The organism is Amycolatopsis sp., from assembly GCF_035546795.1.
Lineage (GTDB): Bacteria > Actinomycetota > Actinomycetes > Mycobacteriales > Pseudonocardiaceae > Amycolatopsis_E.
Map to the genome: position 1 here is coordinate 50916 of NZ_DASZWC010000065.1, position 12922 is coordinate 63837.

13 protein-coding genes are annotated in these 12922 nt (G+C 68.6%); 7 read left to right on the forward strand and 6 right to left on the reverse strand.

The genetic code is table 11. From position 1 onward, the window contains the following. Positions 1-15: 15 nt before the first annotated feature. Positions 16-1302 carry an MFS transporter gene (locus tag VHD82_RS32055; RefSeq protein ID WP_325712471.1) on the reverse strand — a complete coding sequence of 429 codons (1287 nt, stop codon included), beginning with the start codon at positions 1300-1302 and terminating at the stop codon, positions 16-18. A 99-nt stretch (positions 1303-1401) separates the two neighbouring features. Then, positions 1402-2040, reverse strand: coding sequence for a TetR/AcrR family transcriptional regulator (locus VHD82_RS32060; protein ID WP_325712473.1), 639 nt, complete (start codon positions 2038-2040; stop codon positions 1402-1404). A gap of 52 nt (positions 2041-2092) precedes the next feature. Between VHD82_RS32060 and VHD82_RS32065 the strand changes: the two genes are divergently transcribed. The 3 genes from VHD82_RS32065 (at position 2093) to VHD82_RS32075 (ending at position 5482) form a co-directional block, all read left to right on the forward strand. Continuing rightward, the gene (locus tag VHD82_RS32065; RefSeq protein WP_325712474.1) at positions 2093-3844 is read left to right on the forward strand and encodes a bifunctional sugar phosphate isomerase/epimerase/4-hydroxyphenylpyruvate dioxygenase family protein; all 1752 of its coding nucleotides are present in this window, start codon (positions 2093-2095) and stop codon (positions 3842-3844) included. A gap of 295 nt (positions 3845-4139) precedes the next feature. Further along, positions 4140-4727, forward strand: a complete 588-nt coding sequence (sigK, locus tag VHD82_RS32070; protein ID WP_325712476.1) for an ECF RNA polymerase sigma factor SigK — start codon at positions 4140-4142, stop codon at positions 4725-4727. Continuing rightward, positions 4724-5482, forward strand: a complete 759-nt coding sequence (locus VHD82_RS32075) for an anti-sigma factor (protein WP_325712477.1) — start codon at positions 4724-4726, stop codon at positions 5480-5482. Before sigK ends, VHD82_RS32075 begins: the two co-directional genes overlap by 4 nt. 30 nt (positions 5483-5512) lie before the next feature. On the opposite strand, the gene VHD82_RS32080 is transcribed toward VHD82_RS32075, so the two are convergent. From VHD82_RS32080 to VHD82_RS32090, 3 genes are read right to left on the reverse strand one after another with little or no spacing between them, the layout of a single operon-like run. After that, positions 5513-6706: a cyclopropane-fatty-acyl-phospholipid synthase family protein gene (locus tag VHD82_RS32080; RefSeq protein ID WP_325712479.1), complete on the reverse strand. Its 1194-nt coding sequence runs from the start codon at positions 6704-6706 to the stop codon at positions 5513-5515. Next, positions 6699-7367 (reverse strand): DUF1365 domain-containing protein, encoded by a 669-nt coding sequence (locus tag VHD82_RS32085; RefSeq protein ID WP_325712480.1) that lies wholly within the window; start codon positions 7365-7367, stop codon positions 6699-6701. Before VHD82_RS32085 ends, VHD82_RS32080 begins: the two co-directional genes overlap by 8 nt. Then, on the reverse strand, positions 7361-8641 hold the full coding sequence (locus VHD82_RS32090) for an NAD(P)/FAD-dependent oxidoreductase (protein ID WP_414637603.1): 1281 nt from the start codon (positions 8639-8641) through the stop codon (positions 7361-7363). The genes VHD82_RS32085 and VHD82_RS32090 overlap by 7 nt, the downstream gene beginning before the upstream one ends. Positions 8642-8722: 81 nt before the next feature. Between VHD82_RS32090 and VHD82_RS32095 the strand changes: the two genes are divergently transcribed. Together VHD82_RS32095 and VHD82_RS32100 are read left to right on the forward strand one after the other, a co-directional pair. Next, positions 8723-9886 (forward strand): cyclopropane-fatty-acyl-phospholipid synthase family protein, encoded by a 1164-nt coding sequence (locus tag VHD82_RS32095; RefSeq protein WP_325712483.1) that lies wholly within the window; start codon positions 8723-8725, stop codon positions 9884-9886. Further along, entirely contained in the window at positions 9883-10587 is a 705-nt protein-coding gene (locus VHD82_RS32100) for a DUF1295 domain-containing protein (protein WP_325712484.1), read from the forward strand. Before VHD82_RS32095 ends, VHD82_RS32100 begins: the two co-directional genes overlap by 4 nt. On the opposite strand, the gene VHD82_RS32105 is transcribed toward VHD82_RS32100, so the two are convergent. Continuing rightward, positions 10577-10891 (reverse strand): hypothetical protein, encoded by a 315-nt coding sequence (locus tag VHD82_RS32105; protein WP_325712485.1) that lies wholly within the window; start codon positions 10889-10891, stop codon positions 10577-10579. The genes VHD82_RS32100 and VHD82_RS32105 overlap by 11 nt on opposite strands. Before the next feature lie 408 nt (positions 10892-11299). Between VHD82_RS32105 and VHD82_RS32110 the strand changes: the two genes are divergently transcribed. Both VHD82_RS32110 and VHD82_RS32115 read left to right on the forward strand, forming a co-directional pair. Next, a complete protein-coding gene (locus VHD82_RS32110; RefSeq protein ID WP_325712486.1) occupies positions 11300-12280 on the forward strand; it encodes a sigma-70 family RNA polymerase sigma factor in 981 nt (326 codons plus the stop codon). Next, positions 12277-12849: a TIGR03086 family metal-binding protein gene (locus tag VHD82_RS32115; protein ID WP_325712488.1), complete on the forward strand. Its 573-nt coding sequence runs from the start codon at positions 12277-12279 to the stop codon at positions 12847-12849. Before VHD82_RS32110 ends, VHD82_RS32115 begins: the two co-directional genes overlap by 4 nt. The last annotated feature ends 73 nt before the right edge of the window (positions 12850-12922 follow it).

The window sequence follows — 12922 nt, forward strand, 5'->3', positions numbered from 1 at the left end:
CGCGGCGCGGCGCAGCTACCGCGCGCTCAGTGGCGCTTTCGCAGGCGTGGTGCGCAGTCCCAGTTCCGCGGTCGGGGTCCGGTAGGTTTCGCGGCCGGTGGCCACCGCGATCACGTTGAGCAGGCACAGTCCCGCGGTGAACGCGGCCACCCCGGTCCAGGAGCCGATCGCGGAGGCGATGGTCGGGGTGAAACCGGCGATGGCGAACCCGATCTGCGTGCCGACCGCCGTGCCGGACAGCCGGACCTTGGCGGTGAACATCTCCCCGTAGAACGAGGGCCAGCTGGCGTTCGTCGCGCTGTACACGATCCCGAACATCACGATGCCGACCACGAACACCCAAAGGTAGCTCTTCGCCGAGATCGCGCCGAGGTAGCCGAAGATCAGCACCGCGCAGCCCAGCGAACCGCCGATGAACACCGGGCGCCTGCCGATCCAATCGGCCAGCTTGGCCCACAAGGGAATCGCGGCCAGCGCCATCACGTTCGCGAGCACGCCGACCCAGAGCATCGGCGTCTTCGCCAGGCCCGCGTCGTTGACCGCGAACGACAGCGCGTACACCGTGAAGAGCGTGCTGACCGCCGCGATCGTCGACGCGACCACGACCCTGATCACGTCGCGCCAGTGGTCGCGGAACAACAGCACCACCGGCAGTTTCGCGGCTGCTTCCCGTTCGAACACCGGGGTTTCGTCGAGTTTGCGCCGGATCACGAAGGCCGCCACGACGACGATCGCGCTCAGCCAGAACGGCAGCCGCCAGCCCCAGGACTGGAGCTGGGCCGCGGGCATCGCGGCGACCGGCAGGAAGACCGCTGTCGCGAGGATCTGCCCGGCTTGGGTGCCAGCCAGCGTGAAGCTCGTGTAGTAGGCCCGCCGGTTCTCCGGCGCGTGCTCCAGTGACATCGAGTTCGCCCCGGCCTGCTCGCCGGCCGCGGACAGTCCCTGCATCAGCCGCAGCGCCACGAGCAGCACCGGGGCCAGCACGCCGACCTGTCGGTACGTCGGCAGGCAGCCGACCAGGAACGTCGACGACCCCATCAACAACACGGTCAGCACGAGCACTTTCTTGCGGCCGAACTTGTCGCCGAGGTGCCCGAGGAAGAACGCCCCGACCGGGCGCGCCAGATACCCGACGCCGAACGTGGCCAGTGCGAGCAGGGTGCTCGCCGCCGGATCCGACGACGGGAAGAACACCTTGCCGAACACCAGCGCCGCCGCGGTGCCGTAGATGAAGAAGTCGTAGTACTCGAGCGCGCTGCCGATCCAGGCGGCGACTGCGGCCTTGCGCGATTTGCCGGTCACGGGGGCCTCCTGCCGTCTTGCTCCGTTGCGGGACGAGGGCCGTCGGGATAATGTACCGTCTGGTTAAGTACCAGATGGTGAGTTGTCGCGGTGGCGTTGTCAAGTCACCGTCAGGTAGTCGATCACCAGCTCGCCGAGCATTTTCCGGTAGTGCTCGCGGCGGCCGGGGTCGAGCAGGTCGCGGTCGAAGATCGCGTTGAAGGTGTACCGGTTGGCCGTGCGGAAGACGCAGAAGGAACTGATCAGCATGTGCACGTCGAGCGCGTCGATGTCGTCGCGGAACCGGCCGTCGGCGCGGCCGCGGGCGAGGATGCGCGAGGCCACGTCCAGCGCCGGGTTCGCCAGCCCGGGCAGCACGGACGACTTGAGCAGGTGCTCGGCCCGGTGCACGTTCTCGATGCTGACCAGCCGGATGAAGTCCGGATGGGACTCGTGATGGTCGAAGGTCAGCTCGGCCAGCTGCCGCAAGGCCTCGACGGGGTCGAGGTGCTCGACGTCGAGCTCCTGCTCCTGCGCGCGGATCACCGAGTACGCGCGCTCCAGCACCGCGACGTAGAGGCCTTCTTTGCTGCCGAAGTAGTAGTAGATCATCCGCTTGGTCGTGCGGGTCTTCGCGGCGATCTCGTTCACGCGCGCCCCGGCATAGCCCTGGTCGGCGAATTCGTGGGTGGACACGTCGAGGATCTCGGCGCGCGTCCGGTCGGCGTCGCGTTGCCGTTCGGGGTTGTCTGAGGGCATACGCCGCACCGTAGAACTCACCGATTGGTCCGTCCACCGCGAAGGAGGAGACGTGCGGAAGAAGACGATCGCGACGGTGTGCCTTTCCGGCACGCTGGAGGACAAACTGGCCGCGGCGGCCGAAGCCGGTTTCGACGGGATCGAGCTGTTCGAGAACGATCTCGTGGTTTCCCCGCACTCGCCTGCCGAGATCCGGCGCCGATGCGCGGGCCTGGGCCTGTCGATCGACCTGTACCAGCCCTTCCGCGATTTCGAGGCCGTGCCGCCGGACGTGCTGGCCGCCAATCTCCGCCGGGCGGAGCGGAAGTTCGACGTGATGGCGGAACTGGGGGCCGACACGGTCCTCGTCTGTTCCACCGTCTCGCCGCACGCGGTCGACGACGACGATCTCGCCGCCGAGCAGTTGCACGCGCTCGCCACGCGGGCCGCCGACCGGGGCATCCGCATTGCCTACGAAGCGCTGGCCTGGGGCCGCTTCGTCAACACCTACGACCACTCGTGGCGGATCGTGCGCCGCGCCGATCACCCCGCGCTCGGGCTGTGCCTGGACAGTTTCCATGTGCTCTCCCGCGGCAGCGACATCGCCGCGATCCGCACGATCCCGGGGTCCAAGATCTTCTTCCTGCAGCTCGCGGACGCGCCGCGGATGCACATGGACGTGCTGCAGTGGAGCAGGCATTACCGGCTTTTCCCCGGTCAGGGCGCTTTCGACCTGTCCGCCTTCGTCGAGCACGTGCTCTCCACCGGCTACTCCGGCCCGTTGTCGCTGGAGGTGTTCAACGACGTGTTCCGCCAATCCGACCCGCACCGGGCCGCGGTGGACGCGATGCGCTCGCTGTTGCTGTTGTGCGAGCACGAGTTGCCGACCGCGCCGGCGTTGTCCGGGCACGCCTTCACCGAGCTGGCCGTGACCGGCCCGGAGATCGCGAACGCGTTGGCCGGTATGGGTTTCACACATGTCGGACAGCACCCGGCCAAGCCGGTCCAGCTGTGGCGGCAGGGCGCCGCGCGCGTCGTGCTGAACGAGGGCGCGGGCGAGATCAGCGCGCTGGCGGTGGAGAGCGCGGACCCCGCGCGCTCGATCGCGCGGGCCGAGGCGTTCCGTTCGCCGGAGCTGTCTCGCGAGCAGGTCAGCCTGCCCGGGGTCGAAGCACCGGACGGCACGGCGGTCTTTTTCTGCGGCGACGGCTGGCAGGGCGATTTCGAGCCGACCGGTCTTGCCGAGGACGACGGTGCCGGGCTGACCCGGACCGATCACGTCTCGTTGAGCCAGCCCTTCGACAACTTCGACGAAGCCGCGCTGTTCTATCGGACGGTGCTGGGCCTGCGACCGGAGCTCCCGACCGAGTTCGCCGCGCCCTTCGGCCTGATCCGCAGCCGTGCGGTGACCAACGCGGCGCGCGACGTGCGGATCTCGCTCAATGTTTCCCTGCTGCGGCGCGGAGAGTGGGCGCCGGGCGTGCCGGACCCGCAACACGTCGCCTTCGCCACGGACGACGTGTTCGCCAGCGCGCGGGCAATGCGTGAGAAAGGCGCGCCGCTGTTGGAGATCCCGGACAACTACTACGACGACCTCGACGCGCGCCTCGCGCTCTCGCCCGAACTGCTGGCTTCGCTTCGCGAATACTCGGTGCTCTACGACCGTGACGGGGACGGCGAATTCCTGCACTTCTACACCGAACTGCTGGGCTCGCGAGTGTTCTTCGAAGTGGTTCAGCGCGTTGGCGGTTACCTCGGCTACGGCGCCGTGAACGCCCCCGTGCGGATGGCCGCGCACCGGCGGCTGCGCCTGGCCCGCGCCTGAGCCCCGGGGAGACCCTCGGCGGGCGGGGAGGTAGGGAGAGGTGCGCGCCGAGGGGCTCCTGAGCCCGGAGCTACACAGGAGGGGCGATCGCCCGGGCTCGGCCGGCGCGCCTCCGGGGAGAGACGGCGCCGGTTGGTTGTGCGGGGCCCATCCTGGCTGCTGTGCGCCCAGCGAACAATACTCCGAACGGGCTAAAAGCAAACGTGAGTTTCGTTCATCGAAACAGTAGCGCCGACCAATCCGAACCTGAAGCCGCCGCGAAGAACAAACAGGCGAAGTAGGGAAGGATCGGTGCATGGACGAGTCGGTGCGGGCGATGCGGCCGCCAGGTCCGGCGGGCCCCTCCCCGGAAGACCTGCTTTCGCAGGTGGCGCGGGGTAGTGAGACCGCATTCGAGCAACTCTACGACGTCGTCGCCGCGCCGGTGTTCGGCGTGGTGCGGCGCGTGGTGCGGGACGTGCCCCAGTCCGAGGAGGTCACCCAGGAAGTCCTGGTCGAGCTGTGGCGCACCGCGACGCGGTTCAATCCGGCCAAGGGCAGCGCGGTGAACTGGGCATTGACGCTGGCTCATCGCCGGGCCGTGGACCGGGTGCGCTCCGCGCAGGCGAGGACCGACCGCGAGCAGCGCGCCGGGGCGGTTTCGCAGGGGCCCGATTTCGATCAGGTCGCCGAGGCGGTCGCCTCCAGGCTCGAACGCGAGCAGGTGCGCCGCTGCCTGTCGAACCTGACCGAGCTGCAACGCGAATCCGTGGTGCTGGCCTACTACGGCGGGCACACCTACCCCGAAGTCGCCGAACTGCTCGACAGTCCACTCGGGACAATCAAGACGAGACTGCGCGACGGCCTCATCCGGTTGCGTGACTGCCTGGGGGTGATCCGATGACCGCCCCGGACGTGCACATGCTCACCGGCGCGTATGCCATCGACGCGCTCGACGAGTTCGAGCGGCGCCAGTTCGAACGGCACCTCGCCGAATGCCCCGAGTGCAGTCAGGAAGTGGCCGAACTGCGGGCTACGGCGGTGCGGCTCGGGCGTGCCGTCGCCGAGGAACCACCGCCCGCGATGAAGCACGAAGTACTCGGCAGGATCTCCGGCGTCCGGCAGGCCGCACCGCTCACTTCGCCGGTTACGCGACAGGGGAAGCGAAGGCGCGAGCGTAATCCGTGGGTCGTCCGGCTGGTGTCGGTCGCCGCGGCCGTCGCGGTCGCCATCGCGGTCGGGGCCGGCGTGGTGGCGATCCGCACCCAGGGCGAGCTGAGCCAGACCCGGGGCGAGCTGGCTCAGGCGCAGGGCCGCGAGAACTCGGTCGCGGAACTCCTTGCGGCGCCTGACCTCCGGGCGATCGCGGGCGCAGGCGCGAAGGTCGGCGAGGGCAGCGTGCTGGTCTCGCGGCGGCTCGACCGCGGGATGCTGCTGGTGTCGGGAATGCCGGACCAGCCGCCGAGTTCGACCTACCAGGCGTGGGCGATCGTCAACGGCACCCCGCGCTCGATCGGCCTGCTCGGCCCCGGCGGCACCTCCACCGCCCTGCTCGTGTTCGACGGTTTGCAGGGCGTCGATGAGATCGCGATGACGGTGGAACCGGCGGGCGGCTCGGCGCAGCCGACGAGGTCGCCCGCGGTGTGGTTCCCGATGTGAGGCCAAGGCCCGCCGGTTGGCCGGCGGGCCTTACGGCTTGGTCAGCCCGAACTGGTAGACGTCGATGTAGCTGCTCCGGAAGCCGGCCTCGGTGTAGGCCAGGTAGAACTCCCACATACGGCGGAACGTCTCGTCGAAACCCAGCTCGGTGATCCGGGGCCAGGCGGCCAGAAACCGTTGACGCCACAGGCGAAGCGTGCGGGCGTAGTGCTGCCCGAACCCGCGCCGCTCGTCCAGGCGCAGCGTCGTGTAGCGCCGGACGGCCTGCTCGAAAGCCTGCACGGACATCAGGTGCCCGCCGGGGAAGATGTACTTGTGTATCCACGTGTAGGAATTCCGCGTGGCCAGCATCCGGTCGTGCGGCATCGTGATGCCCTGCACCCCGACCCGCCCGCCCGGCGCCAAGAGCTTGTCCAGCGCGCGGAAGTACGCGGGCCAGTACTCCTCGCCGACGGCCTCGATCATCTCGACGCTGACGATGGCGTCGTAGCTCCCGGTCGCTTCGCGGTAGTCGCGCAGCTGCACGTCCACACGGTCCTCGACGCCCGCCTCCGCGAGCCGTTTGCGCGCCAGCGTCTGCTGTTCCGCGGAGATCGTCAGGCTCGTCACCTGCGCGCCCCGCTTCGCCGCGCGCAGCGCGAGTTCGCCCCAGCCGGTCCCGATCTCCAGCAGCCGCGTCCCGTCGCGCACGCCCGCGAGATCCAGGATGGCGTCGATCTTCCGGCGCTGCGCGGCCGCGAGATCGTCCGAACCGGGCTCGAACAACGCCGAGGAGTAGGTCATCGTCTCGTCGAGGAACTCCGCGAACAGCTCGTTCGACAGGTCGTAGTGCCGGTGGATGTTCTCCCGCGCGCCCTCGACGGTGTTGCGCTCGGAGCTCGGCTTGCTCGCGTCCACGAAGCGCCGCAACGACTGCAGCGGTTTCGGCACCAGGCTCGCCAGCCGCTCCGCGAACGGGGTCAGCAAGTCGGCCAGATCCATTCCGGACCAGTCGCCCGCCATATAGGACTCGCCGAAGCCGATCTTCGCGTCCACGCCGAGGCGGTGGAAGAACGCCCGGGGCCGGTCGATCCGCAGCACGGGACCGCCGCGGCCCAGCCGCTCGTCGCCCAGTTCGACCGTGACCTCGAGGTCCCGGACCGCGAACCGGAACAGCCGCTCGGCCGCCCAGGCCCGCGCGGTCGAGTTCGGCACGATCGCGAGTTCGGACCACGTCTCAGTCATCGGCGGCCGCCGGTTTCCGTGGAACAACCGGGACCCGGCGCAACCACAAACCTATGCCGTGCCATCGGATCGAAGCCGAGACTCGCTGGGGCAGGAAAGGCCGGGTGACCACCATCTTCACCAGGGTGGCTGAAGACGCGGGCCGCCGGCGGCCACGCAGTGTGGCGGCAAGACTGGTGTGACCGTCCTGGCGCAGCGAAACCACGAGGTTCAGCCACTCGTCCGGACGGGGCAAGTACAGCCGGTACTGGCCGTGCATGGGCAGGAACGGCGAGACGTAGAACTCCTTGTCCGCTGTGGCGCTGCCGTGATCATCCGGCTGCAGCAGGTAACGGTGCATGCCGCCGTAGGTGTTGCGCACCTCGGCGACCACAACGTCCTCGTCGCCCTCGCACCAGTAAACAGTAAGCGGATTGAACACGTACCCGAGCACGCGGGCCTGCGCGAGCATCACGATCCGGCGCGGGCGGGCGAAGCCCTGCTCCCACAACCACTCGACCAGGTCGCCGCCGCCATCGAACCGCGCGAACGGGCGCAGCCACCGCGGCAGCTCGGGCAGTTCGTCCAGATCCACCAGCCACAGGTACATCCGGTGCGAGAACCGGCTCTGCGGCGCGCGCCGGGTGTGCGTGACCACGGCGTCGTAGATCGCGTTCACCATCGGACACCGAGCGCGGCGGCCGCCCGCACGCCCGACGCGCAACCGTCCTCGTGGAAACCCCAGCCATGGTACGCCCCGGCGTATGCGGTGCGGTGGTCGTTCAGCTCGGGCAGCCGACGTTGTGCGGCAAGGGCTTCCGGGGTGTAGACCGGATGCTCGTAGACCATCTCCGCGATCGGCTCCGTGCCCGCGGGCTTGTTCAGCGAGACCAGGTAGCCGACCGGCTCGTCCAGCCGCATCAGGCGGTTCATGTCGTAGGTCACCAGCACCGGGCCCTCGCTGGTGCGGCACGCGGGCTTGAGGTAGTTCCACGACGCGCGGGCACCGCTTGCCTTCGGTAGCACGGATTCGTCGGTGTGCAGCACGGTCTTGTTGCGGGAGTACTGGAACGCGCCGAGTACTTCACGTTCGGCCGGGGTGGGATCGCCGAGCAGCCGCAGCGCCTGATCGGCGTGCGTGGCGATCACGACCTCGTCGAACTCGTGCCCCTCACCGGCTTCGTCGTGCACGGTCGTGCCGTCGGCATGGCGTACCATCGCGCGGACCGGGGTGGCGGTGTGCACGGCCACCAGGTTCTTCGCCACTCTGTCCACATAGGACCGTGAGCCGCCGACGACGGTGCGCCAGGACGGCGAACCGCTGACCGACAACATTCCGTGGTGGCGCAGGAAAGTGAACAGGTAGCGGGCCGGGTACTGCTTGCTCAGCTGGCCGCCCGCCGACCACACGGCCGAAACGAGCGGGATCAGGAAGTGGTCGACGAAGTAGGTGGAGTAGCCGCCGATGGCGAGGAACGCGCCGAGCGTGGTGTCGCCGGCGTCGGGGTGGTCGAGCACGCGGTGTGCGTGCCGGTGGAAGTGCTTGATCTCGGCCAGCATACGGAGATACCGCGGCTTGAACAGGTTCGAGCGCTGGGCGAAGACGCCGTCGAGCCGCCGGGCGCCCGCGTACTCCAGGCCGCAGCCCTGGCAGCGCACGCTCATCGACATCTCGGTCTCCTGCGTGGACACGCCGAGTTCGCGGAACAGTCGCAGCAGGTTCGGGTAGGTGCGTTCGTTGTGCACGATGAAACCGCTGTCCACCGGGATCTCGTGGTTGTCGGGTGTGGTCACGTCGTGGGTGTGGGCGTGTCCGCCGAGCCGGCCGTCGGCCTCGAAGAGCGTCACCTGTCGGTCGTTGCGCAGCACATAGGCCGCGGTGAGTCCGGAGACGCCCGAGCCGATCACGGCGACTCGGCGCTGGGTGGGGTTCGAGTCAGCTTGCACATCCGGCATTCGGAGCCGGCGGACGGGCGGATTGGACCCAATCCGGCGACGGGGTGGCTCCGAACCAGGGGGCACGACCGGAGAGGAGCGATGACAGTGACCGCAAGTGAGGTGCTCAGCTCGCTGTTCGGCGGCAAACTGCCCGTCGGCCTGCGTGCTTGGGACGGCAGTACCGCAGGTCAGGACGATTGTCCTAAAGTCGTGGTGACCCGCCGGGCGCTGCGCCGGCTGCTGTGGAATCTGAGCGAGCTGGGCCTGGCGCGCGCCTACGTTTCCGGCGATCTCGACGTGGAGGGTGACCTCACCGAAGGGCTGCGGCTGTGCTGGCAGTTCTTCCGGTCCGGGCAGCTCGACCGGCCCAGCCTGCGGGAGGTCGCGCGCGCCGCCGTCCGGCTCCGTGTGATCGGCCCCCGGCCGCGTCCGCCGGCTGAAGAGGCGCGGCCTGCGGGGCGGCTGCACACCCGCGCCCGCGACAAGTCCGTCATCGCGCACCACTACGACCTCGGGAACGACTTCTACCAGCTGATTCTCGACCCGAGCATGGCCTACTCGTGCGCGTACTTCGCGAACCCCGGGCAGCCGCTCGCCGACGCGCAGCGGGACAAACTCGATCTGGTGTGCCGCAAACTCGGGCTGCGACCGGGGATGCGCTTGCTCGACGTCGGCTGTGGCTGGGGTGCGCTGCTCGCGCACGCCACGAAGCACTACGGCGTCGACGCGACCGGCGTGACGCTGTCGGCGCAACAGGCGGAGCACGTGCGGGGCCTCGGGCTGAACGTGCGCCTGCAGGACTACCGGGATCTGAGCGGCGAGCCGTTCGACGCGATCGCTTCGCTGGAAATGGGGGAGCACGTCGGCGCCGGGAACTACCCGCGCTACGCCGCGACCCTGCACCGGATGCTGAGGCCGGGCGGGAAACTGTTGCTGCAACAGATGTCCCGGGGCACGGTCGCGCCGGGCGGCGGTGCGTTCATCGAGTCCTACATCGCGCCGGACATGACGATGGTGCCGGTCTGGGAAACACTCGCCAGGCTGGAGGCGGCCGGGTTCGAGATCCGTGGTGTGGAAGCGTTGCGGGAGCACTACGTGTGGACCGTGCGGGCGTGGGCGGAGCAGTTGGAGAAGCGCCGCGACGAGGTGGTCGCGCTGGCCGGCGAAGGACAACTGCGTGTCTGGCGGCTGTATCTCGCCGGGGGCGCGCTGGCTTTCGAGGAGAACCGGATGGGCGTCAACCAGATCCTGGCGCAGGCATGATCTTCGCGATCACCGCCGTCGTCACCCTCGTGCTGATCGGCGGCACGTACATCTTCGCGCGGTCGCAGGGCCGGTTCGACGTCATCGACACCGTGTGGGGCCTCGGGTTCGTGGTGATCGCGCTCGTGTCCGCCCGCTCCGTGCTGCCGACCCTGCTGACGTGTGTCTGGGGCCTGCGGCTGGCAGTGCACATCGAGGTGCGCCGTCGCGGCAGCGGCGAGGACAGGCGCTACGCCGACATCAACCCGGTGCGCGCGTACGCCACGCAAGCGATTGCGCTGTGGGTGATTTCGCTGCCGGTCCAGGTGGCGGGGTTCGGCTCGCCGCCGCTGTGGCTGGTGTGCGCCGGGGTCGTCGTGTGGTTGGTGGGCTTCGTGTTCGAGGCGGTCGGGGATTACCAGCTGCAGCGATTCCGCGGCGATCCGGCGAACCAGGGGAAGGTGCTGGACACGGGGCTCTGGCGATACACGAGGCACCCGAACTACTTCGGCGACGCCTGCGTGTGGTGGGGCTTGTACCTGCTGGCCTGCCACAGCTGGCTCGCCGCCGCGACGATCGTTTCGCCGATCGTGGTGACGGTGCTGCTGGCGAAGGGAACGGGGAAGCCGTTGTTGGAGAAGAACCTCGTCCGCAACCGCCCGGACTACGCCGCTTACGTATCCCGCACCAGCGGGTTCGTCCCGCTGCCGCCTAAACGCTGAAGCGCTCTGCTTCGGCGAGGAGCGCTCGTCGCATGTTCGCCTGGAGGCGCAAGCGAAACTCGATGTCCCCGCGCTCGCGGATCGGCAGCGAGTTGATGTATGCGCTGAATTTGGCGTCCCCGTACGCAATTTCGGCCGCCAGCTCGATCCGGGTCTCCGCGGACATCACGGCGAGCTTCATGTTGAGCAAGATTTCCTCGGCCGCAAGGTACTTCTCGTCTCGAAGAAGGGCCAAGTCCTCACGCACCCGGCGACGTTTGCAGCGGGCCTGGGTCATGTAGTCATATTCGGGGTTGACTGGCATTGTCGTTCCTCCGCTCCCGCGGGCTTCGTGCGAGCCTTCATCAAGGGGCCAAATCCATTCCATAAAACACCCGAGTCGCCTAATGGAACAGGATCGGGTTGCCGGGGATGGGGTAATTGACGACTGTCGAGGCGCATTGCCCCTGGTCGCGGGCCTGCGCGGCGCACCGCGCCGTATCGATATGTGACGTAGTTCACTCTAAAGGCGACTTCGATACACGGCGTGGCCGCCCGCTGCCGCCTAAACGCTGAAGCCGAGGACCTTGCGCAGAGTGACCCCAGCGTCGCCACCAGGTCACCGTCTGGTCGCCCGGCCGCCGAAAACTGGCCGTCCACCGACCGATGACTTTCCCGTTCCGCTGCGGTCTGTACAGGTAGCGCGAGGAAGGGAATCTTTATGACTATGACGATGACCGAAAGACCGGCAGGCGAGGATTTCCTCCGTCAAGCCGATCCCTTCAGACGCGAACTGCTCGCGCACTGTTACCGCATGCTCGGTTCGGTGCATGACGCCGAGGACCTGGTGCAGGAGACCTATATCCGGGCGTGGAAGTCCTACGAACGCTTCGAGGGTCGTTCCTCGCTGCGCACCTGGCTGTACCGGATCGCCACCCGGGTCTGCCTCACCGCACTGGAAAGCCGCGGCAAGCGCCCGCTCCCGACGGGGCTGGGCAACCCGGGTTCCCAGGCCGGCGACGAGCTGGTCGAACAGCCCGAGGTGCCCTGGCTGGAGCCGGTGCCGGACGCGATGGTCGGCGCGGACCCTGCCGACCCCGCCACGATCGTCACTTCCCGCGAGACCATCCGGCTCGCCCTGATCGCCGCACTGCAACACCTGCCGCCGCGCCAGCGTGCCGTGCTGATCCTGCGGGACGTCCTGCAGTGGCGGGCCGCCGAGGTCGCCGTGGTGCTGAACACGACCACCACCGCGGTCAACAGCATCCTCCAGCGTGCCCGCGCCCAGCTGGAACAGGTCACCCCGCACGAGGACGAGGTGGTCGAGCCGACCGCCGCCGACCAGCGCGAGCTGCTCGAGAAGTTCGTGGCCGCGTTCGAGGCCAAGGACATCAACGCGATGGTCGACCTGTTCACCAAGGACGCCATCTGGGAGATGCCGCCGTTCGTCGGCTGGTACCAGGGCAACGAGAACATCGCCCGGCTCATTGACGTGCAGTGCCCGGCGCAGGGCCCCGGCGACATGCACCTCATCCCGATCGACGCGAACGGCCAGCCCGGCTTTGGCCTCTACATGCTCGACGGCGACGTCTACCGCCCGTTCAACATGCCGGTGCTGACCCTGTCCGCCGACGGGGTCACGCACGTGTCCTGCTTCTTCGACACCAGGTTGTTCGCCAAATTCGGACTGCCGGAGAGCGTGCCCGCGAAATGATCGAAGACGGCGCGGCGGCGCTCCTCGGCGGGATCGGCCTGCTCGAACGCGCGGTCAACTACACCTTCGGCAGCCTGCATCTCGTCCGGCAAGAGCACCTCGCGCGCCCGACGCCCTGCCGGGACTGGAACCTGGAAACCCTGCTCGGGCACATGAACGATTCCCTGCTCGCCCTGCACGAAGCCGCCGATATCGGGCGCATCGAGCTGTTCGCGCCCGATGTCGCGGCCGAAGACCCGATCACCGCGCTCCGCGACCGCGCCCGGCTGCTGCTCGGCGCGTGGACGGACGGACCGGAGACCGTGTCGATCGGGGGGAACCAGCTCACCACCAGCATTCTCACCAGCGCCGGCGCGGTCGAGATCGCCGTGCACGGCTGGGATGTCGCGCAGGCTTGCGGCCTGCCGCGGCCGTTGCCCGGCGAGCTGGCCGAGGAACTGCTGGAACTCGCGCCGCTCTTCCTCACCATGGCCGACCGGCCGGGCCGTTTCGGCCCGGCCGTGCCGGTCCCGCCGACAGCCTCTGCCGGTGTGCGGCTGCTGGCCTTCACCGGACGCCGCGCTGCCTAAGCACCAAATGTCAACCAAATTGTTGACAATATTGGCGGGCGTCTCCTAATCTCGTGGCAGCGCTGTGAGGTAG